Source organism: Nostoc sp. PCC 7524, assembly GCF_000316645.1.
Taxonomy (GTDB): Bacteria; Cyanobacteriota; Cyanobacteriia; order Cyanobacteriales; family Nostocaceae; genus Trichormus.
Map to the genome: position 1 here is coordinate 3,513,304 of NC_019684.1, position 24,038 is coordinate 3,537,341.

General features: G+C 43.3%; 22 protein-coding genes. 12 read left to right on the forward strand and 10 right to left on the reverse strand.

The annotated features are described in order from the left end of the window. Positions 1–36 precede the first annotated feature (36 nt). The 3 genes from pgmB (at position 37) to NOS7524_RS14105 (ending at position 4,126) form a co-directional block, all read left to right on the forward strand. Positions 37–2,997, forward strand: coding sequence for a beta-phosphoglucomutase (gene pgmB, locus NOS7524_RS14095; RefSeq protein WP_015139147.1), 2,961 nt, complete (start codon positions 37–39; stop codon positions 2,995–2,997). Between the two features lie 120 nt (positions 2,998–3,117). Next, a complete protein-coding gene (locus NOS7524_RS14100; RefSeq protein ID WP_015139148.1) occupies positions 3,118–3,600 on the forward strand; it encodes an adenosine-specific kinase in 483 nt (160 codons plus the stop codon). A 73-nt stretch (positions 3,601–3,673) separates the two neighbouring features. After that, positions 3,674–4,126, forward strand: coding sequence for a hypothetical protein (locus NOS7524_RS14105; protein WP_015139149.1), 453 nt, complete (start codon positions 3,674–3,676; stop codon positions 4,124–4,126). A gap of 43 nt (positions 4,127–4,169) precedes the next feature. Here the strand turns inward: NOS7524_RS14105 and NOS7524_RS14110 are convergent, their stop codons facing one another. Beyond that, positions 4,170–4,613: a hypothetical protein gene (locus tag NOS7524_RS14110; RefSeq protein ID WP_015139150.1), complete on the reverse strand. Its 444-nt coding sequence runs from the start codon at positions 4,611–4,613 to the stop codon at positions 4,170–4,172. 453 nt (positions 4,614–5,066) lie between these two features. Here NOS7524_RS14110 and NOS7524_RS14115 point away from each other — a divergent pair, with 453 nt between their 5' ends. Further along, entirely contained in the window at positions 5,067–5,396 is a 330-nt protein-coding gene (locus NOS7524_RS14115; RefSeq protein ID WP_015139151.1) for a hypothetical protein, read from the forward strand. Between the two features lie 160 nt (positions 5,397–5,556). Beyond that, positions 5,557–7,752, forward strand: coding sequence for a pentapeptide repeat-containing protein (locus NOS7524_RS14120; RefSeq protein WP_015139152.1), 2,196 nt, complete (start codon positions 5,557–5,559; stop codon positions 7,750–7,752). 87 nt (positions 7,753–7,839) lie between these two features. Here the strand turns inward: NOS7524_RS14120 and NOS7524_RS14125 are convergent, their stop codons facing one another. The 4 genes from NOS7524_RS14125 to NOS7524_RS14140 form a co-directional block, all read right to left on the reverse strand. Further along, positions 7,840–9,015, reverse strand: a complete 1,176-nt coding sequence (locus NOS7524_RS14125; protein ID WP_015139153.1) for a HetZ-related protein 2 — start codon at positions 9,013–9,015, stop codon at positions 7,840–7,842. An 807-nt stretch (positions 9,016–9,822) separates the two neighbouring features. Further along, positions 9,823–10,173 carry a carbon dioxide-concentrating mechanism protein CcmK gene (locus NOS7524_RS14130; protein WP_015139154.1) on the reverse strand — a complete coding sequence of 117 codons (351 nt, stop codon included), beginning with the start codon at positions 10,171–10,173 and terminating at the stop codon, positions 9,823–9,825. Between the two features lie 91 nt (positions 10,174–10,264). Continuing rightward, positions 10,265–10,576 (reverse strand): carbon dioxide-concentrating mechanism protein CcmK, encoded by a 312-nt coding sequence (locus tag NOS7524_RS14135; RefSeq protein ID WP_015139155.1) that lies wholly within the window; start codon positions 10,574–10,576, stop codon positions 10,265–10,267. Between the two features lie 100 nt (positions 10,577–10,676). Further along, the gene (locus tag NOS7524_RS14140; RefSeq protein WP_041555327.1) at positions 10,677–11,360 is read right to left on the reverse strand and encodes a hypothetical protein; all 684 of its coding nucleotides are present in this window, start codon (positions 11,358–11,360) and stop codon (positions 10,677–10,679) included. A gap of 175 nt (positions 11,361–11,535) precedes the next feature. Between NOS7524_RS14140 and NOS7524_RS14145 the strand changes: the two genes are divergently transcribed. Both NOS7524_RS14145 and NOS7524_RS30055 read left to right on the forward strand, forming a co-directional pair. Next, positions 11,536–12,435: an alpha/beta fold hydrolase gene (locus NOS7524_RS14145; RefSeq protein WP_015139157.1), complete on the forward strand. Its 900-nt coding sequence runs from the start codon at positions 11,536–11,538 to the stop codon at positions 12,433–12,435. 332 nt (positions 12,436–12,767) lie between these two features. Further along, positions 12,768–12,932 carry a hypothetical protein gene (locus NOS7524_RS30055; RefSeq protein WP_171815332.1) on the forward strand — a complete coding sequence of 55 codons (165 nt, stop codon included), beginning with the start codon at positions 12,768–12,770 and terminating at the stop codon, positions 12,930–12,932. A gap of 80 nt (positions 12,933–13,012) precedes the next feature. On the opposite strand, the gene asnS is transcribed toward NOS7524_RS30055, so the two are convergent. Continuing rightward, a complete protein-coding gene (gene asnS, locus NOS7524_RS14150; protein ID WP_015139158.1) occupies positions 13,013–14,404 on the reverse strand; it encodes an asparagine--tRNA ligase in 1,392 nt (463 codons plus the stop codon). Between the two features lie 2 nt (positions 14,405–14,406). Next, positions 14,407–14,775 (reverse strand): hypothetical protein, encoded by a 369-nt coding sequence (locus tag NOS7524_RS14155; protein WP_015139159.1) that lies wholly within the window; start codon positions 14,773–14,775, stop codon positions 14,407–14,409. A gap of 51 nt (positions 14,776–14,826) precedes the next feature. Between NOS7524_RS14155 and NOS7524_RS14160 the strand changes: the two genes are divergently transcribed. Then, complete coding sequence (locus tag NOS7524_RS14160) at positions 14,827–15,123, forward strand: DUF6439 family protein (RefSeq protein ID WP_015139160.1); 297 nt, start codon at positions 14,827–14,829, stop codon at positions 15,121–15,123. A 99-nt stretch (positions 15,124–15,222) separates the two neighbouring features. On the opposite strand, the gene NOS7524_RS14165 is transcribed toward NOS7524_RS14160, so the two are convergent. Both NOS7524_RS14165 and rlmD read right to left on the reverse strand, forming a co-directional pair. Beyond that, positions 15,223–15,672, reverse strand: a complete 450-nt coding sequence (locus tag NOS7524_RS14165) for an ATP-binding protein (RefSeq protein WP_015139161.1) — start codon at positions 15,670–15,672, stop codon at positions 15,223–15,225. 409 nt (positions 15,673–16,081) lie between these two features. Beyond that, a complete protein-coding gene (rlmD, locus tag NOS7524_RS14170; protein ID WP_015139162.1) occupies positions 16,082–17,464 on the reverse strand; it encodes a 23S rRNA (uracil(1939)-C(5))-methyltransferase RlmD in 1,383 nt (460 codons plus the stop codon). 178 nt (positions 17,465–17,642) lie between these two features. On the opposite strand from rlmD, the gene NOS7524_RS14175 reads away from it, so the two are divergent. From NOS7524_RS14175 to purF, 4 genes are all read left to right on the forward strand, one after another. After that, entirely contained in the window at positions 17,643–18,128 is a 486-nt protein-coding gene (locus tag NOS7524_RS14175; protein WP_015139163.1) for an allophycocyanin subunit alpha-B, read from the forward strand. Positions 18,129–18,674: 546 nt separating this feature from the next. Beyond that, on the forward strand, positions 18,675–19,325 hold the full coding sequence (locus NOS7524_RS14180) for a hypothetical protein (RefSeq protein WP_015139164.1): 651 nt from the start codon (positions 18,675–18,677) through the stop codon (positions 19,323–19,325). A gap of 136 nt (positions 19,326–19,461) precedes the next feature. Continuing rightward, on the forward strand, positions 19,462–21,807 hold the full coding sequence (gene purL / locus NOS7524_RS14185) for a phosphoribosylformylglycinamidine synthase subunit PurL (RefSeq protein WP_015139165.1): 2,346 nt from the start codon (positions 19,462–19,464) through the stop codon (positions 21,805–21,807). 254 nt (positions 21,808–22,061) lie between these two features. Further along, complete coding sequence (purF, locus tag NOS7524_RS14190; protein WP_015139166.1) at positions 22,062–23,561, forward strand: amidophosphoribosyltransferase; 1,500 nt, start codon at positions 22,062–22,064, stop codon at positions 23,559–23,561. A gap of 116 nt (positions 23,562–23,677) precedes the next feature. Here purF and NOS7524_RS14195 read toward each other — a convergent pair whose 3' ends face one another. After that, positions 23,678–23,959, reverse strand: coding sequence for a hypothetical protein (locus tag NOS7524_RS14195; RefSeq protein ID WP_015139167.1), 282 nt, complete (start codon positions 23,957–23,959; stop codon positions 23,678–23,680). Positions 23,960–24,038 lie beyond the last annotated feature (79 nt).

Genomic DNA, 24,038 nt, shown 5'->3' on the forward strand with positions numbered 1-24,038 from the left:
GACATCTTTTATTTGGAATTTTGAATTGATTTGACCATGAATACCACCAGTTCCTCTCGTGATTTTATCTATAAAGATTGGATGTTAATTGAAACTCAGTTTGACCCTGAGCAATTACAGTCCAGAGAAACGGTTTTTACCATAGGTAACGGTTACTTAGGAACAAGGGGAAGTTTTGAGGAAGGCTATCCGAATGGAATGCCAGGAACTTTTATTCATGGTGTCTATGATGATGTGCCGGTAGTGTACACAGAATTAGCGAACTGTCCTGATTGGCTACCGATGATAGTAACAATTGATGGCGATCGCTTTCGTCTCAATCAAGGTGAAGTATTACAATATCAAAGACAGCTAGATTTGCGTCAAGGTCTTTTGTCTCGTTTCGTGCGTTGGCGCAGTCCTAGCGGCAAAATTGTTGATATCTATTTAGAACGCTTCGCCAGTCTCACGGACAAACACGTATTAGCCCAACGTTGTCAGATCACACCCTACAATTGTGAGGCAGTGATTGAAATTCAGGCAAGCATCAACGGCTATGCAGAAAACCAAGGTTTCAATCATTGGGAAGGAATAGACCAAGGTAAAACTAATCAAGGCGTTTGGCTACATAGTCGTACCCGTAGTTCCCGTATAGAAATTGGCATGGCGGCGAAAATCAACATATGGGGAACGGAAGCCACATTACAAGTCAATACTGTGCCGGGTTATCCCACCTTAAGCACCAGTTTCTTAGCCACATCAGAAAAAACCGTGAGAGTAGATAATCTGGTGACAGTATTTACATCACGGGAGGTAAATACACCAGTCAACGCTGCCAAAGAAAAACTGACACAACTGCCAGACTACGATACTTTACTCACAGCTAACGCTCAAACCTGGGAGCAAGTTTGGCAACAAAGCGACATAGTAATTACAGGAGATAGTCAAGCTGCTTTTGGTGTGCGCTACAACCTGTTTCAGCTACTAATTGCTGCCCCACGCGATGATGAAAAGGTGAGTATTCCTGCTAAAACCCTTTCTGGGTTTGGTTATCGCGGTCATATCTTTTGGGATACAGAGATTTTTATCTTGCCCTTTTTCATTTTCAACCAACCAGCCTTGGCAAAAAACTTACTTAGTTACCGCTATCACACATTAGATGGTGCGCGACGCAAAGCCAAGCATTATGGATTTAAAGGCGTGATGTATGCTTGGGAAAGTGCTGTGACAGGTGATGAGGTGACACCCCGTTGGTCACTGCCCTATGATTATTATGGCGAAGACGTGCGGATTTGGTGCCGCGATCGCGAAATTCATAACAGTGCAGATATTACCTACGCTGTGTGGCACTATTGGCAAGCCACCAATGATGACGAGTGGATGCGCGATTATGGTGCAGAGATTGTTTTAGATACGGCGATTTTCTGGGCTAGCCGAGTTGAATATAATCCCCAGTTTGACAGATATGAAATTCGTGATGTCATTGGTGCAGATGAGTATCACGAGTTAGTTCACAATAACACCTTTACTAATCGGCTGGTGCAATGGCATCTCGAAAAAGCCCTGAAAGTTTACCACTGGTTGCATGAAACTTTCCCAGAAACAGCAACCAAACTAGAAAATCAGCTGCAACTTTCCCCAGAAATACCAAAGCAATGGCAAGATATCATAGAGAAAATTTGGATTTTCTACGACCCTGAAACCGGACTCATTGAACAGTTTGAGGGCTTTTTTCAACTGAAAGATATTGATTTAGCCAACTACGAACCACGCCAGCAATCAATACAAGGGATTTTGGGCATTGAAGCCACTAACCAAAGCCAAGTTCTCAAGCAACCTGATGTATTAATGCTGCTGTACTTAATGCGACTATCAGCAGAGTTTCCCTACCACCAAACAGCACTAGCAACCAATTGGGACTACTACGCACCCCGCACCGATATTACCTATGGTTCATCCTTGGGGCCAGCCATTCACGCCATCCTAGCCGCCGACGTAGGCAAACTAGAAACAGCTTATGAACGGTTTATGCAAGCCTTAATGGTGGATTTAGAAGATAGTCGCGGTAATACCAGAGATGGTATTCACGGTGCTAGCGCAGGTGGTATTTGGCAAGCAGTGGTTTTTGGCTTCGGTGGTATTAAATTTACAGACAATGGCCCTGTAGCTCACCCGCACCTACCCCCTGGTTGGTCCCGCTTGAAGTTTCAACTCAATTGGCGCGGTCAATGGTATGTGTTTGATTTGACAGGAGATAAGGAGATAGGGGAGATGAAGGAACAAGGTAATCTATTCAACACCCAATCCCTAGTCCCCAGTCCCCAATCCCTAATCCCCAATCCCCAATCCCCAGTCCAAGGCTTTATCTTTGACTTAGATGGCGTACTAACAGATACAGCCGAATATCATTACTTAGCATGGCAAAAACTGGCAGATGAGGAGGGTATACCTTTTAGTCGAGAGGCAAACGAAGCCTTGCGGGGGATATCTCGCCGTGCTTCTCTCATGCTAATTCTTGGACACAGGGAATATTCAGAAGAGCAAATCTTAGAAATGATGGAGCGTAAAAATAACTACTACATAGAACTAATTCAACACATCACACCCAAGGATTTGTTACCAGGAGCAGAGGCACTGTTAGATGAACTACGGCAAGCTGGTATTAAAATAGCTATCGGTTCAGCTAGTAAAAATGCTCACACAGTGATAGAAAAACTGGGTATTACTGATAAAATAGACGCGATCGCTGATGGTTATAGTGTCAAGAAACCTAAACCAGCGCCTGATTTATTTCTCTACGCCGCAGAGCAACTAAACTTAAAACCTGCACTATGCGTAGTTGTAGAAGATGCAACCGCAGGTGTAGAAGCCGCCTTAGCTGCTGGTATGTGGACAATAGGTATCGGCCCAGAAGAACGTGTGGGAATAGCCCAGATAGTCCTTCCCAACCTAGCAGGAATCACCTGGAAAGATTTGCAATCTCGACTAAACAAGATAGCCACATCTAAAAATCACTAAACACCCTTAACCTCTCCATCTCTACGCCTCTGCGTGAACTTTTCCTAATTTCATCACTCAACACCAACAAAACTGATATTTGATATTAAGTGGAACACTAAACCAAAAAGTTAAAGCCTCATGGAACTTAAAACTGTTACCCTAGAAATTCCTGAAAATTGTAACCTGATCCTAGGGCAGAGCCACTTTATTAAAACAGTAGAAGACCTCTATGAAATGATGGTGGGGATATCCTCACAAGTAAAATTTGGTATTGCTTTTTGTGAAGCGTCAGGAGATTGCCTCATTAGGCTAGCTGGTAATGATTTGCCTTTACAAGAAATAGCCACAAAAAATGCTCAAGCTGTAGGTGCAGGTCACAGCTTTGTAATTTTACTTAAACAAGCCTATCCTATCAACTTTCTCAATGCCATTAAGCAATGTCCAGAAGTCTGTACAATTTATTGCGCCACCGCTAATCCTGTCCAGGTAATTGTGGCAGAAACAGAACAAGGTAGAGGTATTCTCGGCGTAATTGACGGTTTTTCACCCAAGGGAATTGAAGATCCCGAAGATATCAACGCACGGCATACTTTGCTGCGGCGGATTGGTTACAAGTTATAGCTATTAGCTGGGATTTTTAACAAAAAATCATAGCAATGATTAATGCGATCGCAACAGGAGCTATGCCAAGAATATGTCCCTTAATTACCGGGAAAAAATCGTTGCTCTGTGGATAGTCTTTCTTTTAGGAACTCTGTTTCATACCCAATTGGCTTTGATGCCACTTTTCCACGGCTTGAGCGTAATTGAATCACAAAAAGCCACATCAATTAATGAAATATCAGGAATTATGTGGTTGATGTTGGGCTTTTTTAGCCTACCGATGCTAGCAATAATTGCTACTGTCTTTACTGATGCTAGACGCTATAGAGTCATTCATTTTGCTCTCACTGTGTTTTATACAGTCATGAACTTAAGTCATGTAATTGTAGACTTGTTGTTACCGCAAGTTATCTGGTATCAAATCACCCTAATGGTGCTATTGTTTTTGATTGGTTTGTTATTAAATATTGTCGCCTTCCAATGGATGAAAGCACCTCTAAGAAATAACAACAGATTCTCAGAACCATTAACAACTCAGCGTTAAAATCCTAACCTCTAGCCCCTCTTTGTCAAAGCAAGTTAAAAACCTACTTAACGCTTTGCTTCTTTTGCTGCGAAATCAAAATAGTATAGCTATACTGCCGTTGAGTTAAATTACCCACAGATATGGAGTATTTACCAGACTGCCAATGACCAGATAATTCTGGGAAACTATCAGGGGAACTATCTGGTAAAACGCAAAAACGCCCTCCAGGACCATTAATTAATAGTGTTGTCTTTCCTAGGCTTTGTGCAGTGACACGTAGATAAGGTAATGCCTCCGTAACTTCAATAACATGGTTGGGTGTAGCCGGAATGTTACCACAATTACTGGCAACAGTTTTCTCAGATGTACCATTTAAAACCAGTGGATCTGAGGGTAAGTTGCGGCTTACCTTAATCACAGGTGTTTGAGCTACAATCGCCTCAGCCAACACAAAACTGATTGCCAAAGCAGTAGGAACAATTCTTAATAGGCTAAAAGTCGTCATATATACTTATTTACACTCGGAACAATTATTAATACAAATATTCTGATTTAATAGACGCTACTCAACTAGCCTTGTTCCTCAATCTCTTGTATAAATTTTTATCAAATTATTTAGTAATAATATCTTTAAATAATGAAAATAATGTGAAGTAATTAAAATATGAGAAAACCTGGAATAAATTGATTATATAGCCGTAAAATTGACCAAATTTATAAGTTATTTAAAGTAGTTAGAAAATGCAATACTGAAAAGCCAGTTACAGAAAATAGCGAATTATACCTAAAGATCAAGGGATTACACACCAAGACATTGGTTAAAATCACAGACAAAAGCACTAGCAATGATGGGGACTGATGCCCAGATAGAACAGCCAAAAATCCCTTTGTATCAGTCCTGATCATATGTTGGTAGGCTTGTTATTTAACAAGGGTCTTAACTGAGGTAAACAAATTTATGACTCCTCAACCAGAAGAAGACGTACAACGTCGCCTCCGACAATTAGAAGCTGAGGTTAATTCCACAAAATCGCCAGTGGCAGATCCCAAACAGACTTCCCAATCTAGTTGGCTCAACTGGAAAAGTCACTTAGAAAGATGGCAACTCTGGTTCAATGGCTTATCAGGGACAAGTAAGCTAGTGTTTGTGGGCGTGGCAGCGTTATTGGGTTTGTCGATTGTGCAAATGGTACTAAAACTGGTTGTATCTGCTCTCAGTCTGGCGTTGTTAGCTGGGTTGGTGTATCTTGGATACAAATTTTTTGTATCTGGCAATTCACGTAATTAATAGTCGTTATTAGGGGTTAGAGGCTAGGAGCAGGGTAGGGGAGCAGGGGAGCAGAGGAGCAGAGGAGAAAATCATACTCATTACTCAGCACTCTTGCAAATCAGTCTATGTTAAACACACCGGCAACGGTAAAGAAATAAAGTCAAAGGGAATCATAATAATGTCCACCCCAATTGTTAAAAAAAATCATAATCAATCAAGTAGAGTCAAAAATCAAGTAAAAGCCAGTTCACGGCAGTTAACCACAAGGCGCTTTGCTGCTTGGGCAGCAGAAATTACACTGGTGGCTACCAGTGGGTTGATTCCCTTCGGCCTTGGTATGTATGCCAATTCTAGAAGCGATATTAATCGAGTACCACTTAACCCTGTACTGGTAGTGACAGAAAGAGCGATCGCTCGTCCTTTGGCTTTACCTGCTAACTATGGCATTCGTAATGTGGCTTGGCCGACTAATTTTTTATGGACATTGGCTTTATTAGCGCCTACCGCGCTGTCGTGGTGGCAATTATATTTACTGGCAAAAACAGGCAGTACACTACCTAAACGTTGGTTTGGTGTGCGGGTAGTCAATGAAGAAGGCACACCGCCAGGGTTAGCATCTGTATTTGTCCGCGAAGGGATTGGACGGTTGACTGTGCCTATGTCCATTGCTTATATCCTCTGGCGTTATAGCTTTGCTTTTCCCAACTTGGGATTATTCACATCTTTAGCTGTGTTGATGATCCTGGGTGAAGCTTTAGCATTACCGTCAAAGCGAGGACGCAAAGCATTACATGATTGGCTAGCTGGTACTTATGTAATAGATGCTTATCGTTCCGCACCGTCTACTGATGTGGCGGCTAGTGGCCGGGTTGTACCTGCCGTAAGTCATCAAAATCCTGCACCAGAAGGCAATGAAGAACTACGGACAGCTGCAATGGCTATGGCCTACAACCCACAGGAAGCGATCGCTACCGATAACAGTAATTTAATGTCCCTATGGCGGCGGATGCAGCAAAATCCGAGCCTGACGTTGTTTGGGGTAGCTTTGACTAGCATGACTGCGGTATTAGCTACTTTAATTGGGACTCAGGTTTATATCCAATCACAACAAAGCCATCGCGAATCTCAAAAAATCAATAGTCAACAGTTTTTAGCACTGGTTAAACAATTAAGTCCTAACTCTGGGGCTAGCGTGGAAGAACGCCAAAGTCTAATTCTGGCACTGGGCAGTCTAAATGATTCCCAAGCGATTCAGTTTTTGGCGGATTTGATGGTCAATGAAACCAACCCCATGCTGTTAAATACCATTCAACAGGCATTAACAAGTGTTGGGACTCCAGCTATTCCCGAATTAAAAAATAAAAATCAGTTTTTAGCTGGTGAGCTAGCATCTGTCAACAGCAACTCACCAGAATGGGCAATCCGCCAACAACGCCTACAAATCAATCAGCAGACAATTAACAAGATTCTCAGCGTTTACAGTGGTCAAACCCAAGGTTTGGATCTCAGTCGTACCCAATTAGGTCAAAGTGGTACTCCCGGCGGTTTCTACTTCAACTTGGTACTTGACAACGTTGATTTATCAGGAATTCGCTTTAAAGCTGCCAATCTTAACCAAGCCAGTTTTAAAGGTAGTCGCTTCCGCAGTGTTGGTGAAGATGGACGCTGGGATACTTACGACGATGTAATTGCCGATTTCACCCAAGCTGAGATGAAACAAGCCAATTTCACTGATGCTAACCTCAGCCGCGTGTTGATGGTTCGTAGCGATTTAAGCCGTGCTACCCTCAACCGAGCTAATTTAGCTAATGCACGCCTAGTTGGTGCTAATCTGAGTAGCGCCCAGTTAGTCGGAGCTGATTTGCGGGGGGCAGTGTTGGAAAATGCTAGCCTCACCGGGGCAGATTTAGGCGATGCTAAATTTAAAGATGCTAATTTGTATGGGGCGCGTCTGAGCCGTGTTATTGCTATAGGTACGCAATTATCCTTTGCCAACTTAACTAAAACCGATTGGCAAGCTTCCGACTTATCAGGAGCCGATTTAGAACGGGCTAATCTCACTAATGCGAACTTGAGTGCTACTCGTCTTACAGGCGCAATTTTGCGCTCTGCCCAGTTAGAAAATGCTAACTTGAAAAATGCCGACTTGAGTCTGGTTGATTTACGAGGGGCGAATGTCGTCGGGGCTGATTTCCAAGGGGCGATTCTCACTCCTAGCAGACAAGATCCAGCAGATCAATTTGTGCAAACCCCAGACCTAGGTTCAGTATCTGCGGTTATTAAAGGAGTTGATTTTTCTCAAGCCAAAAACTTAGATGCTAGGCAATTAGCTTACATTTGTACTCAAGGTGGTATTCATCCACGTTGTCCGTAAAGACAGGGGATAACAGGCAGGGGGCAGGAGGCAGGAGGTACAAGATTCTTCCCCATCTTCCCCATCTTCCCTACAACCCTAAACAAATTAATCCCTTGTTCTCATAGCTTGGGCTGCTAGATAGACTTTTGTCCATTCACCCATCACCTGATGGGGTTTGAGTTGCAATTTTTCGGCTATGGCTTCTGTAGAGTCACCAGCTTTTCGTAAATCTAATATTTGCCGTCCTGTGGGGGTTAAGTTTTCATAAAATTGCTGCCACTGGGTTGGTGTTAACCCCAAGTTATTTTCCTCCAAGGAAATTGATAGCCAATTGTCTACGAGTTCTGGTTTACCTTTGAGGGCAAACACACGCACAGCATGATAGCTAATTTTTTCTCGTAGTCGGTAAATTTCTTTGATGGGCTTATTTAATTTTTTGGCGATTTCGTCCTGTGTTTTGCCTTTGAGGTAGAGTCTGAGCCATTCTACTGCTTCAGTGCCTAGATTCTCCTGTAAATAATCGGCAAATTCTTGTTGTACTGTTTGCCGCAGTAGTTGTTGTTCTTCTAATTGCTGTGCTTCTTGATATTCTGCGATCGCTTGGTTATCTACCAAGTTAACGCGATTATCGCTGTCATCGGATAGCACTTCTTCGGAAACTAACCGTACTAAGTCGTTGGTAGGTACTTGAGTTAAACCGCCCCGTTGAGAGCGCCGCAGATAGTTAACGAAACGATACACTATTAATGGTTGATTACGTACTGGTCGTAAAGCATACTCTTCTACTGTCGCCAAGAGTAAATTATCTTTCAGTCGTTTATCTAAGGTAGTTTCGGCGATGTAAGCCATTTGTTGCTGCATATAGTTATCGCTTTGCAGCATTTCTTGCAATACCTCTTGCAAGACATCCATTACACTGCGCTGGCGATCGCGACTCAGGGAAATCCAGGTTTGGATCTTATTGCGTAATGTGACTAAACTGCCTAACCGCGTGATGAGATTACGATAAGCACGTTCCCGTCCTATCCCTAAGTAGCGTTGAATTAAAATTTTCCAGCGATATTCCATCGCTTGTTTCACAATATCGAGTTCCTTGGGGTTGAGCAGATCAAACCGTTGTAAATCACGACCCAACAGCCAGAGAACAATACTTTCCCTAGCTGCCACATTTTGTTCTGGACATTCCGCAGCTAGCCGCTTATGCCAATATTGCGCTAGTTTTTCTGCTTCCGTTACCATAGCGAGATTGCGCTCCTCGAAACCCTGTTTTAAAGTTTGCATCACAACCCCCTTTCGTCGCCCTCAAATGATTAGCTAGCAGTTGCCCGTAAGTCCATCATCTTCAATGAAGACTTCTCAGCGATTACATTGTTATTACGTCTCTATTGACGAACTTTATGCAGGAATTTACTCAGAAATATAATAATTTCTCTTGTCTAACTACCGGAAAACACGGTATATCAGGAATTTACCTCTCTTGCAGTCAAGTTAAAGTTTTGTATACTTTCTTGTGGGCAGCCAACAAAAGTAGAGGACGATTCGGAAAAGGATTGAGAAAAAACGACATTTTGCACTGATATGAACCTATATGGAGGAGCTAGTTTGATTTACTCCATTAAGACGCTGTTGATATCCTGTAAGTTTCAGTTTATGGGGCTTTATGTTGTCAATGAGGGAATTTTGTAATTTTTATTGTTAGTACCCTATCAGGGTTATTCTACTGATGCAACATTTTGGCTTATAAATGCAATAAAATATCAGATTGACTTGAAAAATTAGCATAAAAACTTAAAAGTACCCTGATGGGTACTCAATTCAAAATTAAAGAATTCCTGGGGATTATTGACTGCTCATAACTCAGACGCGGCTCAACGCCCTGCTACCGCTATAGCAATAGACAAGGCGGTTAAGACAGTAATAGACGATGAAACCTAGACATAAATGTACTTTCAACTCTGTCACCTGTCACCTGTCACCTGTCACCTGTCACCTGTCACCTGTCACCTGTCACCTGCTACAACAGCAATTTCGAGCCAGTAGTCAAAAATGATAGTGGCTACTGACCTGATACGAGCATCAAATATTAATCTAGCGTCCGTTAGATGAGCGAATGATGGGGTTTTCTACGGAGTCCCGATATTGTTGAACCGCTTCGGTATAACCAATTGGTAGCACAGCTTCAACGTTTTCATGGGGACGGGGAATAATCACCCAAGATTCTAGAGTTCCACCATGCACATTTTGTGCTGCTTCTACCCCAGCCGCCATAGCAGTTTTAACTTCTGAAACGTCTCCACGGATATTGACTGTAAAACGTGCGCTACCCACTCTGATATAACCTACAAGGGTAACTCGACCAGCTTTCACCATTGCATCTGCTGCGGCTAATACAGCCGGAAAACCCTTAGTTTCCAACGCTCCAACTGCCTGTAGTGACATTAGTAATCTCCTGTATGAATAAAAGTATGAGGTAGAGGGTATGCCAGTTAATTGTACGCAGCTTCGTTACAAATTTTGATGACGAAATTGCCTAGAAGATTCGGAAAGGCTCAGATTTTTGGGTGAAGTGGATTGGTAAAATATCTTCCACATTTTCTGGGGGGTTGGGAACTATGTAATGGGTGATAACTTCACCACCATAAGCTTGTTCACCAGCTTCAATACCAGCTGCAACTGCTGTTTTGACTTCTGCTACTTGTCCCCTTACGGCCACTAATAAACGGGCGCTTTCTGCTTGACCATAATACACAAGTGTCACCGCCGCAGATTTCACCATTGCATCTGCGGCTGCTAACACAGCCGGAAAACCCAAAGTTTCAATTACGCCAACCGCCATTGGCATGGCATCAGCTCCTCAGTCAATAATAAGTAATATTAATTCTACGAGGCTTTGTCCCTATTTTGACACTGGGGATATTTTTCTCTCTGGGAAAAGTTAAACCTTAGACGGCAGATTGATTTCTGCTTTGCTGCACAAGCCAACTTAATATGCTGCCACTCAACACTGCATAAATTGGCGAAAAACTCACTATGAATATGCCCATACCAGGTAAACCACCGATGTTATAACCCTGGAGAAATACTCCCAAAGCTGCCATTAGCATGATGAAAGCATTGACGGGAATCCACCAAAATGATTGTCGCAGAGTTGAACGCAGAATTAGCCATTGAAATAATCCCATGAGCGCACCGGCTAGGGTAACTTGGGCGATCGCTCCCCCAGCCGAGGGTAATCTAGTCCAAATTGGTTGCCCAAAATCAGGTGAGCCAGGTGCAGATGTAGCTGTGTATAGCATGACAGTCAATGTGAAAGCAATCCCGCACCATCCCAAAGCTGATGCCAGAATCCACCATTGAAAACGCGGTACAATACCACGGAGAACGAAACACTGTGCTGTACCAACTGATACTCCTAGCCCTAAAGCTGCGCCTAATGCTGCACCGATAATCATACAAGAGATCGCACCTTGTCCTTGGCATCCACTAACTACCGTCGTCAGTGGGTAGCCGATAAAGGGGATACCCATAAATCCGCCAATTACGCCCACAATCCCACCAACTAAAAAGCCTGCCAAAGTGAGGAGAGTCCACTTGCGCCACAGATGAGAACTAAAAAATCGAGTCATTATCCTAAACATCAGTATTTTTATTCCTCTTTAGATATCCCCGAAATTGGCAGGGCTTATGCACAGTTAAGCTAGGGGATGAGGGAGTGGAGGGAGACAAGGGAGCAGGGGAAAGAAATATTGACTAATGACTATTGAGTATGGACTAATGACTATTGACTATTGACTATTGACCATGTTTCCAAATTTTTTACCTGCTACCGTTGGACAACTGACAGAACCTAGCTCGATCGCGATCGCTCAAAGTATTCAAACTCAGGCGATCGCTACTCCTTTACTAAATCAGCCAATTAACACCACCTATGTACGTCAGGGAAGTGGTGGTACACCTATTTTATTAATTCATGGCTTTGACAGTTCGGTTTTAGAATTCCGTCGGCTTTTGCCACTGCTAGCTAAAAAAAATGAAACTTGGGCAGTAGATTTGTTGGGTTTTGGATTTACAGACAGACTCTCAGGTATCCAATTTAGCCCCATCGCGATTAAAACCCATCTGTATTATTTCTGGAAAACCCTCATTAACCAACCTGTGATTTTGGTTGGTGCATCAATGGGAGGTGCAGCCGCACTGGATTTTACCCTCACTTACCCAGAGGCTGTACAAAAGCTAGTGTTAATTGATAGTGCTGGATTAAAGGGTGGTTCACCATTAGTAAAATTTATGTTTCCGCCTCTAGATGCCTTTGCTACCTCATTTTTGCGTAGCCCGAAAGTACGCGATCGCATTTCTCGCACTGCCTATAAAAATCCCAGTTTCGCCTCTTTAGATGCTCTATGTTGTGCTGCGTTACATTTGGAAATGGCAAATTGGTCTCAAGCTTTAATTGCTTTTACCAAAAGTGGCGGTTACAGTGCTTTTAGATTTAAAAAACTGGCAGAAATTAACCAACCCACTCTAATTTTATGGGGTGATTCTGACAAAATTTTAGGGACTGAAGATGCTAAAAGATTTAAACTAGCTATTCCTCACAGTCAACTAATTTGGATCGCTAATTGTGGTCATGTTCCCCATTTAGAACAACCAGAAATGACTGCTCATCATATTCTAGAATTTGGTATTTCAGATCATTATTGATCAAATAATTTATAGACCAACTACAACACTAATAAGCTACAAAAAAATATAGCAGCAGGTAGTGCAATTTTAGCAGGGATTGTCTTAAAGAAAGATGTAATTAGCAGAGTCTTAAGGAGCGAGATTATGCGCGAATCATTGAACAGGGTGTAGGGGGTAGGGTGTAGGGGGTAGGGTGTAGGGGGTAGTGAAAACGGCGTTGGAAGAGGATTCAGACCCCTTCCAACGCAGCCGCCCTGAAAGGGCGGGGCTTCTAACCCTACGGTTGTTGGGGCTGTCTTTTCCCCTACACCCCACACCCTACACCCTACACCCCGCCCCAACGGGGCTTGGTGATTTATCAAGAGATTCTACAAGAAGGTGAAGCCAAAGGCAAAGCAGAAACAACAAGAAAGTTGGCTGTAAATTTACTGCGAATTGGTATGAGTTTAGAGCAAATTGCTCAAGTTACTGAATTATCTCTTGAGCAAGTTCAGGCTTTACAAAGGGAGATTTAAAGTTTGTAGTAAAGACTTTAGTCATCAAAGAAAAGGCTTTAGCCTTTACTACGAACTTAATTTCTAATTAGTTGGCACTGCTAAAACTCGGCGTTTTGTGGTGTACGGGGGAAGGGAATCACATCCCGAATATTACCCATACCAGTCATAAACTGTACAAGTCTTTCAAAACCTAAACCGAAGCCAGCGTGAGGAACTGTACCGTAACGGCGTAAATCGAGATACCACCATAAATCTTCGGGTTTCATCCCTTGTGCTAAGACGCGACGTTCTAGAACATCTAGACGTTCTTCCCGTTGCGAACCGCCGATGATTTCACCAATTTTTGGTGCAAGAATATCCATTGCGCGGACGGTTTTCTCATCATCATTCAAGCGCATATAAAATGCTTTAATTTGCGCTGGATAATCTGTCACAATTACCGGTTTTTTAAACAGTTGTTCGGCTAAATAACGTTCGTGTTCTGATTGCAAATCTAAGCCCCAACTTACAGGATATTCAAACTTAACATCGGCTTTTTCCAACAGTTTGATAGCATCTGTGTAAGTCAGACGTTCAAATTGATTGTTAATAATATTTTCGGCTGTAGCTAAGACGGTATTATCAATGCGTTGGTTGAAAAATTCCATGTCTTCAGGGCATTTTTCCAAGACATAGCTAAAAATATGCTTGAGAAATGCCTCAGCTAAATCCATATCACCGTCTAAATCGCAAAATGCCATTTCTGGCTCAACCATCCAGAATTCTGCTAAGTGACGGGATGTATTGGAGTTTTCGGCACGGAAAGTAGGGCCGAAAGTGTAGACGTTGCTAAACGCCATCGCCATGACTTCCGCTTCTAGTTGTCCACTCACTGTTAAGTAGGTAGGTTTAGCAAAAAAGTCTTGGCTGTAATCAACTGCTTGGTTTTCTGTGCGGGGTATATTCTTTAAATCTAAGCTGGTGACGCTGAATAGTTCCCCTGCACCTTCACAGTCACTGGCGGTAATAATAGGGGTGTGTACCCACAAAAACCCTCTTTCTTGGAAGAATTGGTGAATAGCCGCAGAACAGGCATTTCTGACGCGGAACACTGCACCAAAAGAATTGGTGCGCGATCGCAAGTGTCCAATTGTGCGTAAAAATTCAAAAGAGTGGCGTTTCTTTTGCAGTGGGTAGGTTTCGGGATCAGCTTCACCGTAGACTTTCACCGCCTCGGCTTTTAACTCAATACGCTGTCCTTTCCCTTGGGAAGCCACCAGTACGCCTTTTACCTCAACTGACGCACCCGTATTTAGTTGTTTCAAAATTGCTTCGTAGTCTGGCAAATCCTGATTGATGACAACTTGCAAATTAGCTAATGATGAGCCGTCATTCACCTCAATAAACGCAAACCCTTTCAAGTCGCGCTTCGTTCTTACCCAGCCTTGAACTACAAGAGACTCATCAGGTTGACCACTTCGCAGTATTTCTGCAATCCTTTGATTTACCATATTTACCCAGCACAGGACTTTAATATCCAGCCTATAATAACGCCCAATCCACCAAAGCGGACTGCTTGCCAGAAAGGTTTCTTGAGGCTACGCCAAGAAAACAACTGACTTTCTAGATTTAGTTCTAGCACTTCTAACTGCTGTTTGATGTGCCGTAACTCGGCTTTGATTTCTGGTGTTTTATGCTTATTGTGCTGCAATTCGTCCCGACGTTGTTGCCATTGTGCCTGTTGGGAGCGATCGCGTGTTACTTGATCATACCGTTCTCTTAAGGCCAAGAGCGATCGCTCTACTTCTTCTAACTCCTGGGCAAAATCGAGTTCTTGATTATCTTCTGGCGACTGCTGGGATGATTTTTTCGGTGGCTTCATTTACCAAGTAGTAAAGTAATAAGTAAATGTAACTGTTGCCAATAGTTATTTATGTCTCAACCTAGCCAGCTATCTAAAACCAATCAACTGAATGAATTGAGCGATTTGGAACTAGCTCAAGCCCTAATGGAAAGGCTGAGTATTTCGCCTAACGATTGGCATCGCCTCAAGTCTAACCGCAATTCTCGCGCTAGTGAACAAATAGCAGCCGCTATGGTATTTCTGCTCAAAAATCAACCCCAAGAAGCTCTTGCTAGACTAGAACAAGCTGTTGGTTGGTTAGATCGTTCTATTTCCGCCCCTCCCTGTCCGACTCATGGGCATAAGGGAGTAGGGAGTGGGGAGTAGGGGAGATGAGGGGGATGAGGGGGATGAGGAGCAGAGGAGCAGGGGATCTGAAGAGAGTTATTATTCCTAGTACCCAGTCCCCAGTCCCCAGTCCCCAACTTACCGCCTCAAAAATAGACGGGGGCGGTTTTCCATTTGCTTACAAAGTCTTAATTCTGTGCCTTTGCGATTCCACTCTACTTGATCAAAAATTTGGTGAAGAAGACACATCCCTCTACCGTTTTCTGATTCATCGGGTGGTAAATAATCTGTGGGATCTTCATCCCCACCAGCTACGGGATTGAAGCCTTCACCTTGGTCTGATATCACCCACCAATACTGATTATCTATTAGGGAAAACCGGACTACAACTTTTTTGCTAGGGTCAAGATTATTGCCATGTTTAGCTGCATTAACTAAGGCTTCTTGAAGCCCTAGCCGCAGTTCTGCTTGTAATTTTGCTGGAATTTCTGCCAGCAGTAAATCTAAAATCGGACAGAGATAAAGCGTTGAGGCGAAACTAATAGTGCCCCAATAACGTCCAACTGGACGGAGGGAAATGGTAATCACGAGAGAAACCCCATAGCTTTCAGTTAGCTAGACATCAGTTTGCTTTCACTGGCACCCTGATAAATGTTGAGGTGGTCATGCTGCCTTCAAACTTGCGTCTTGATTACTAAATATTGAAAATGCTGGGGAGCATTGACTCTATTTATGATGCTTGATTGCTGATACATAAAACGGCTTTGAGAAATTATGCTAGTACAGTTAGCAGATTGAAAATTATATAAATTACAAGAGTTTTTAGATTCTCTTTACATTGCCGAATTGTACTTTAAACAATCTTATTCATTTGTTGTTAGAGCCTATGCAACTTGAGTTTTTTAACAAAATCATTGCTACTTTTATGTTAATTCGATTCTAGCATTTTTACTATGCAATAGACTACAAATTTGAAATTTGAGTTTTTGATAAAGGACTAAGTATCCTTGTCCAACTGTGATAGCACAAGAAAGGCAGCAGTTTCCACATGAGATGTTTGGGGAAAAAAATCAGCAGGTTGAATGCGTTGGATTGTATACAAACCATCTAGACAAAGTAATTTTAGGTCACGGGCGAGAGTCGCTACTTTACAGCTGACGTAAACGATGCGTGGCGGTTTCGATAATAATAAAGATTCGATGACAGTGCGATCGCATCCCTTACGTGGTGGGTCAAGTAGTAACACATCTGGTAGTATTCCCATTTTTGGCAGCAAATCTTCAACAGCCCCTACTTGAAATTGCACATTCTTTATTTTATTTTGTTGAGCATTGAAAATTGCTTGCTGGATAGCTTCTGGCTGCAATTCTAATCCTATAGCTTGGTGTACCTGTTGAGCTAGGGGCAAGGTTAAAGTACCAATGCCACAATAGGCATCAACTAAAGTCTCATGACCTTGCAAATTCAGTTCTGATTGAATTACCTGTAATAGTGCTTCGGCTGTTTCCGTGAAAACTTGGAAAAATGTATCGGGACGCACTTGAAATTCCAACCCAGCAAAAATTTCTCGCAGATAAGGAACTCCTGCAATACATCGGGTTTCTCTGCCAAAAATCGCATTTGTGCGCTCAGGATTGCGATTTAAGGACACTCCCACTAACTGAGGATAACGCTGTAGCCAGACTTCGGCTTGTTGCTCAATTCCCAGTAAATGCCAATCCTTAACTACCAAAGTTAATAAAACTTCACCTGTCCGCCGTCCAATGCGTAAACCTAGATGGCGGATTTGTCCTTGATGGCGCGTTTCATCGTAAATAGTCCAGCCTTGTTGTTGAATATCTTGCTTAATTTCCGCCAGGAAAGGATTTAAGCGGGGATCTTGGACTGGACACTGATTTAAGTTAACTAATTGGTGACTACCTTTTTGGTAGTAGCCAGCTTGTACTTGACCTGTAGTAGAAACATCCAAAGGATAAGTAACTTTGTTACGATAGCCCAAAGGAGAAGCCGCCACTAATACGGGATCTACTGATGGTGTAGTAAAACCACCGATTCTTTGTAAAGCTTGGATAACTTGATGACGCTTGGCTGTGAGTTGATATTCATAATCAATATGCTGCCACTGACAACCGCCACACTTATCAGCCACAATGCAGCTAGGGCGGATGCGCTGCGGAGATGGTTGCAGCAGGTGTTTAAGCTGACCATGACCGTATTTAGGCTTAACGTGTACTAAACGCACTTGAGCGCGATCGCCTGGGACAGTATCAGGGACAAACACCACGCGATCGTCAAAACGTCCCACCCCATCACCGGTATCACTCAAGTCTGTAATCGTAATTTCAATTAATGCACCCTGATGCCAAATAGATTTAGTCATTAGTCAATAGTCATTAGTCAATAGTCAATGGGCATGGGGCATTGGATTTTTCCCTTGCTTCCCCAACTTCCTCTGCTTCCCCTGCTCCCCCTGCTCCATTGTCTCCCCAATCTCCCTTCACTTGTGTACCTCAGACTCGTTAAACTAACAAATAATATTTCGCGTGATTTAAATAATCATGACTGTAATTAGCCAAGTTATTCTCCAAGCCGACGACGAACTGCGTTATCCCAGCAGTGGCGAACTTAAGAGCATCAGAGAGTTTTTGCAAACTGGTCTCCAAAGAACACGGATTGCTGGTACTTTAGCAGAAAACGAAAAGAAGATTGTTCAGGAAGCCACCAAACAACTGTGGCAGAAGCGTCCTGATTTTATCGCACCTGGTGGCAACGCTTACGGTGAAAAACAGCGTGCGTTGTGTATTCGTGACTTTGGCTGGTACTTACGCCTAATTACCTATGGCGTACTAGCTGGAGACATAGAACCAATTGAAAAAATTGGCATCATTGGTGTACGAGAAATGTACAATTCCCTTGGCGTTCCCGTACCAGGAATGGTAGAAGCTATCAATGCTCTGAAAAAAGCTTCTCTTGACTTACTCAGTGCAGAAGATGCAGCAGAGGCAGCACCTTACTTTGATTACATCATCCAAGCGATGTCCTAGTACAAAGTATTGACCAGTTCAAAGGATACTTTTGGTTTCCTCATTGAGTGTTAAGCATTAACCTCAAAAATCCATAAGATTCTCATTTGATCATAACCTCCCCACATTTGGTAGTGGCTCTGGCAAGCTCTCCGTCAAGTTACCACCCAGTTGTGGGGAAATTTTATTTAGGCAATAGGCAATAGGCAATAGGCAATAGGAATTAGTTTTTCTCCCCTGCTCCCCTGCCCCCCTGCTTCCCACCCAATCCCCAAACAAAAAGCCGACAACCTTTTTTACGGAATGTCGGCAGTTAGTGTGTTCCCTATTAATGACTCGGCTAGAGTTCAGTAATACGTAAATATTCTCTATTTCCTGATACAAGGGAAACGATCTTAATCATTGAACTCTGTGATTGTTATCACTTGTTTTTTATGATCAAACTGCATTTAGGTGAAAAATTTATTCCTACAGGGAGACGACACACATAATGGGACGAAAAAATGTTACTTAAACTACAAAAGTAACTTAATTTTAAGTATTACTACATCTGAGGAAATTCAGAATATGCACTATGTTTATCTTCTAGCTGGGTCAGTTCTTCTGGGAACGTTGTTTGGTTGTACTGTGCCACAACAGGATCAAGTGGTTCAAAGCGACGGTGTTACAGTTACGTCTAATGCTCCCCAAACCAGTTATAACTCGAAATCTCCTAGACCGGCCACAAAAACTGCCACAATTACTATCGAAGGAGAAAAAACTCCCATAACCCTAAAACTGTATGAAGAACAGAACGAATTATTTATTACTTACTTTCCTAGTGAAGAGTTTGTAGCCGAAAGTGTTAGTTCTGGAGAAGGAACGGCAGTGAAATTTATTACCAATTTTGACGGTAATAAAGATGAGAATGCTTATATTAGTATCTTCTTTCCGAACAACGTCAACACTATCAAACAGCTAGAAAGCTTTGTGAATGGTCAATCTGGCCTCCTTGCAGCTAATAAATGGCAAGTGATCAACAGGACTCAAAATGTCTCTTATGCTTGGGCAAAAGAAAAGATTGATTTTCGTCAAGGACCAGAGATTATCGGGACTTTGTATCTTGGTGAACAAAACGGCAAAGTATTCTATGTGATTATCCATTATCCAGCAGAGTACGGTGATGGAATAACACCAAGAGCCGATTTGATTTTACAGAATCTACAGGTTGGAGGCTGATTGATTTGGATGCGATCGCTAGTTAGTGATATGTGGCAACTGAGCGATCGCATTTGAATAGAGATATCCGAGAACTGCACATACAACGCAAGTAACTCGATACAATAATGCTCTGTACTCTTGGTGCATTATTTCCATGACTGCCACATCTCCTGCTCCCTTTTCTCCCCAAGAAATCGCTGCTGAAGGTATTAAACCAGAAGAATATACAGAAATTGTCCGCCGCTTAGGTCGTCATCCCAACAAAGCTGAATTGGGAATGTTTGGGGTGATGTGGTCTGAGCATTGCTGCTATAAAAATTCCCGTCCTTTACTCAAACAGTTTCCCACCACTGGCCCCCGCATCCTGGTAGGACCAGGAGAAAATGCTGGGGTTGTAGATTTGGGGGAAGGACTGCAACTAGCATTTAAGATTGAGTCTCATAATCACCCCTCAGCTGTTGAACCCTTTCAGGGTGCAGCCACCGGAGTTGGTGGTATTCTTAGAGATATCTTTACAATGGGTGCGCGTCCCATTGCGTTGTTAAACTCACTTCGTTTTGGTTCTCTAGAAGACCCCAAAACCCAAAGGCTTTTCTCTGGGGTAGTTGCAGGCATTTCCCATTATGGTAATTGCGTCGGCGTTCCCACTGTCGGTGGTGAGGTGTACTTTGACCCTGCTTACTCTGGTAATCCCCTAGTGAATGTCATGGCGTTAGGGTTGATGGAAACGCCAGAAATTGTCAAATCTGGAGCATCTGGTCTAGGGAATCCTGTATTGTATGTAGGTTCCACCACCGGACGCGATGGTATGGGAGGAGCTAGTTTTGCCAGTGCGGAATTAAGTGATGAATCTATAGATGACCGTCCGGCTGTGCAAGTAGGCGACCCCTTTTTAGAAAAGTCACTAATTGAAGCTTGTCTGGAAGCATTTAAAACAGGCGCAGTAGTAGCCGCCCAAGATATGGGTGCTGCGGGTATTACCTGTTCAACTTCCGAGATGGCAGCGAAGGGCGGCGTGGGTATTGAACTAGATTTAGATAAAATTCCAGTGCGGGAATTAGGAATGGTTCCCTATGAATATCTGCTGTCTGAGTCCCAAGAACGGATGTTATTTGTTGCCCATAAAGGACGAGAACAAGAATTAATTGATATTTTCCACCGTTGGGGATTACAGGCAGTAGTTGCGGGTAGAGTCATTGCCGAACCCATTGTCAGGATTCTTTTCCAAGGTGGAGTCGCCGCCGAAATTCCGGCGGATGCTTTGGCAGAAAATACTCCACTTTATGAGCGTGAATTATTGGCAGAACCACCAGAGTATGCCCGTAAAGCTTGGGAATGGTCGCCTGAGACTTTGCCTGCTTGCACCACTGCTGGGGTTGAAATTCAAGGTAATCTGCAAAGTTGGCAGGAAATTTTCTTAACTTTGCTCAATACGCCTACGATCGCCTCCAAAAATTGGGTGTATCGTCAATATGACCATCAAGTCCAAAATAACACCGTCGTTCTCCCAGGTGGTGCAGATGCGGCGATCGTCAGGTTAAGACCATTAGAAAACCAGGGGAAAATTGCCAATGCCCAAAGTGGTGTAGCGGCTACGGTAGACTGTAATTCTCGTTATGTTTACCTTGATCCCTACGAGGGAGCTAAGGCAGTAGTCGCCGAAGCAGCCCGGAATCTTAGCTGTGTGGGTGCAGAACCTTTGGCGGTGACAGATAACCTCAATTTTGGCAGTCCTGAAAAACCCATTGGTTACTGGCAATTAGCAGAAGCTTGTCGAGGTTTGGCGGAAGGTTGTCGAGAATTGGCAACTCCGGTAACTGGGGGTAATGTGTCTCTATACAATGAAACTCTAGATTCTCAAGGCAATCCCCAACCAATTTACCCAACCCCAGTAGTGGGGATGGTAGGGTTAATTCCTGATTTAAACAAAATTTGCGGTCAAGGTTGGCAAACCCCAGGCGATATTATTTATCTGCTTGGCTCATCTCCCAGGAGTTTAGGCGCATCTGAATATTTAGCTACCATTCACAGCATTGTCGCAGGTAGACCAACCAAGGTAGATTTTGACTTGGAACGGCGTGTCCAAAAAGTTTGCCGCGAAGGGATTCGTGCAGGTTGGATACATTCAGCCCATGATTGTGCTGAGGGTGGTTTAGCTATTGCTGTAGCAGAATGTTGTCTGGCTGCTAAATTGGGAGCAGAAATTTACCTAGAAGTCACTCAGTCAAAACGCCTTGATGAAATGCTATTCGGTGAAGGTGGCACAAGAATTATTGTGTCCATAGCCCCATCCCAGCAAGAGATTTGGGAATCCTATTTACAGGAGCATTTGGGTCAAGAATGGCAAAAATTGGGAACTGTGGGTAATACCGATACAGAATTGGGGGTTTTAACCACTGATAACCAAAGCTTAATCCAAGTTAGTATCGAAGAGATGAATGATCGCTATCAAAATGCGATCGCTAGACGTTTAGCCATCTATACCACTACCTCTAGTTGAAATTCACTACTGAGTTCCGGGTGCTGTATTTTCGGTTCAGTCTGGAGAAAAACATCTCCATGATTGACCGAATAATTTCTATTCCAATTTCTGGAATGTCATTTAGCACCAATTTGTCGAAAGCGATAGCATCTTTGGACACATTTAGGGTACTGTTTTAATGGATGGTTAAAGATTTATTAAGATTAACACCACTATCCGGTTCATAGAAATAATCCCAGTGACTTGACACCCCAACCAGGAGCAAAGCTAGCATGATTCCCATTGATTCCGTCACTTTGGATGAGTACCCCCAACATACCAACGACTCAATCAATAGTCTGGAAAATCGTCCTGACAAGCCAGAAGAAGCTTGCGGAGTTTTCGGCATCTACGCACCAGGAGAAAACGTTGCTAAACTGACCTACTTTGGATTGTATGCCCTGCAACATCGGGGTCAAGAATCTGCTGGCATTGCCACCTTCGAGGGTACACAAGTCCACCTACACAAGGACATGGGTTTGGTGTCTCAAGTCTTTAATGAGTCTATCTTAGAAGAGTTGCCAGGCAGTATAGGCGTTGGTCATACCCGTTATTCCACCACTGGCTCCAGTCGCAAAGTTAATGCCCAGCCTGCTGTACTAGAAACGCGCTTGGGTAAATTGGCATTAGCACATAACGGCAATTTAGTCAATACTGTGCAATTAAGAGAAGAGTTACTCAATAGCAACTGCAACCTAGTCACCACTACCGACTCAGAGATGATTGCCTTTGCGATCGCACAAGCAGTTAACGCAGGTGCAGATTGGTTAGAGGGTGCTATCAAAGCATTTCATCGCTGTCAAGGTGCGTTTAGTTTAGTAATCGGTACTCCTGTAGGTGTGATGGGAGTCCGTGATCCTAATGGCATTCGTCCCCTAGTAATTGGGACTGTGGCAGGAAATCCCGTCCGTTATGTTTTATCTTCCGAAACCTGCGGCTTAGATATTATTGGGGCTGAATACCTGCGCGACGTAGAGCCAGGTGAAGTAGTTTGGATTACCGAAGAAGGTTTGGCTTCCTACCATTGGAGTGAAAAACCCCAGCCCAAATTGTGTATCTTCGAGATGATTTACTTTGCCCGTCCTGATAGCCAAATGCACAACGAAAGTCTGTATAGCTATCGGATGCGCTTAGGAAGGCAACTAGCTAAAGAATCCTATGTAGATGCTGACATCGTTTTTGGTGTCCCTGATTCTGGTATACCTGCCGCCATTGGGTTTTCTCAAGCTTCTGGTGTCGCCTACGGTGAAGGACTGATTAAAAATCGCTACGTTGGGCGTACCTTTATTCAGCCAACGCAAACCATGCGTGAGTCGGGGATTAAGATGAAACTCAACCCACTTAAAGATGTGCTAGCAGGTAAACGGGTAATTATTGTTGATGACTCCATTGTGCGGGGTACTACTAGCCGCAAACTGGTGAAAGCTTTGCGTGAAGCCGGTGCAGCAGAAGTACATATGCGGATTTCTTCGCCACCAGTTACTCATCCCTGCTTCTATGGTATTGATACTGATACCCAAGATCAGTTGATTGCGGCTACCAAATCTGTAGAAGAAATTGCCCAACAGCTAGAAGTAGACACCCTAGCATATCTCAGTTGGGAAGGAATGCTATTAGCAACAGGGGAAGATCCTAATAATTTCTGTTCTGCTTGCTTTACTGGAGATTATCCTGTAGCCATTCCTGAGCAAGTGAAGCGTTCTAAATTGGTGCTGGAGAAGGTAGTAGTTTAGAGGCTGAGGACTGGGGTAAAGTCAAAAAAATCCCAAATGTAGGGTGCGTCAGTACCAGAAAACCTAACTACACCAGGAAATTATTCATACTGACGCACCCTACTAACTACTGGGTATCAACTGTGTTGTAAAAAATCTACTTTAGGTAACAACGGATCAGTGACAACCCCCACACCAGTAAAACCCCAGCGTTGCAGTAAACTGCCTAACTGTGTACCAGGAATAGACTCTACAGCAAAACGGTTTGCTACTTCTGCGGCGTGTGTATTAAGATACGTTAAGGCATCAAAGTTTTCCCGAAATAGCAGCAAATAACCTGATGTGTCTTCATTGGGACGAGCAGTCAGATAACGACCATCAGCTTTTGAGCGCACTATGTAATAGACTTCGGACAGCATGAAGATAGGTGACAGGTGACAGGTGACAGGTGACAGGTGACAGGTGAGAATAACTATTGCCTATTGCCCATTGCCTATT

Excerpts from the sequence above, each read along its gene's own strand:
- pgmB (WP_015139147.1), top strand. The coding sequence starts at position 37 with ATGAATACCACCAGTTCCTCTCGTGATTTTATCTATAAAGATTGGATG.
- NOS7524_RS14100 (WP_015139148.1), top strand. The coding sequence starts at position 3,118 with ATGGAACTTAAAACTGTTACCCTAGAAATTCCTGAAAATTGTAACCTG.
- NOS7524_RS14105 (WP_015139149.1), top strand. The coding sequence starts at position 3,674 with ATGTCCCTTAATTACCGGGAAAAAATCGTTGCTCTGTGGATAGTCTTT.
- NOS7524_RS14110 (WP_015139150.1), bottom strand. The coding sequence starts at position 4,613 with ATGACGACTTTTAGCCTATTAAGAATTGTTCCTACTGCTTTGGCAATC.
- NOS7524_RS14115 (WP_015139151.1), top strand. The coding sequence starts at position 5,067 with ATGACTCCTCAACCAGAAGAAGACGTACAACGTCGCCTCCGACAATTA.
- NOS7524_RS14120 (WP_015139152.1), top strand. The coding sequence starts at position 5,557 with ATGTCCACCCCAATTGTTAAAAAAAATCATAATCAATCAAGTAGAGTC.
- NOS7524_RS14125 (WP_015139153.1), bottom strand. The coding sequence starts at position 9,015 with ATGCAAACTTTAAAACAGGGTTTCGAGGAGCGCAATCTCGCTATGGTA.
- NOS7524_RS14130 (WP_015139154.1), bottom strand. The coding sequence starts at position 10,173 with ATGTCACTACAGGCAGTTGGAGCGTTGGAAACTAAGGGTTTTCCGGCT.
- NOS7524_RS14135 (WP_015139155.1), bottom strand. The coding sequence starts at position 10,576 with ATGCCAATGGCGGTTGGCGTAATTGAAACTTTGGGTTTTCCGGCTGTG.
- NOS7524_RS14140 (WP_041555327.1), bottom strand. The coding sequence starts at position 11,360 with ATGACTCGATTTTTTAGTTCTCATCTGTGGCGCAAGTGGACTCTCCTC.
- NOS7524_RS14145 (WP_015139157.1), top strand. The coding sequence starts at position 11,536 with ATGTTTCCAAATTTTTTACCTGCTACCGTTGGACAACTGACAGAACCT.
- asnS (WP_015139158.1), bottom strand. The coding sequence starts at position 14,404 with ATGGTAAATCAAAGGATTGCAGAAATACTGCGAAGTGGTCAACCTGAT.
- NOS7524_RS14155 (WP_015139159.1), bottom strand. The coding sequence starts at position 14,775 with ATGAAGCCACCGAAAAAATCATCCCAGCAGTCGCCAGAAGATAATCAA.
- NOS7524_RS14160 (WP_015139160.1), top strand. The coding sequence starts at position 14,827 with ATGTCTCAACCTAGCCAGCTATCTAAAACCAATCAACTGAATGAATTG.
- rlmD (WP_015139162.1), bottom strand. The coding sequence starts at position 17,464 with ATGACTAAATCTATTTGGCATCAGGGTGCATTAATTGAAATTACGATT.
- NOS7524_RS14175 (WP_015139163.1), top strand. The coding sequence starts at position 17,643 with ATGACTGTAATTAGCCAAGTTATTCTCCAAGCCGACGACGAACTGCGT.
- NOS7524_RS14180 (WP_015139164.1), top strand. The coding sequence starts at position 18,675 with ATGCACTATGTTTATCTTCTAGCTGGGTCAGTTCTTCTGGGAACGTTG.
- purL (WP_015139165.1), top strand. The coding sequence starts at position 19,462 with ATGACTGCCACATCTCCTGCTCCCTTTTCTCCCCAAGAAATCGCTGCT.
- purF (WP_015139166.1), top strand. The coding sequence starts at position 22,062 with ATGATTCCCATTGATTCCGTCACTTTGGATGAGTACCCCCAACATACC.
- NOS7524_RS14195 (WP_015139167.1), bottom strand. The coding sequence starts at position 23,959 with ATGCTGTCCGAAGTCTATTACATAGTGCGCTCAAAAGCTGATGGTCGT.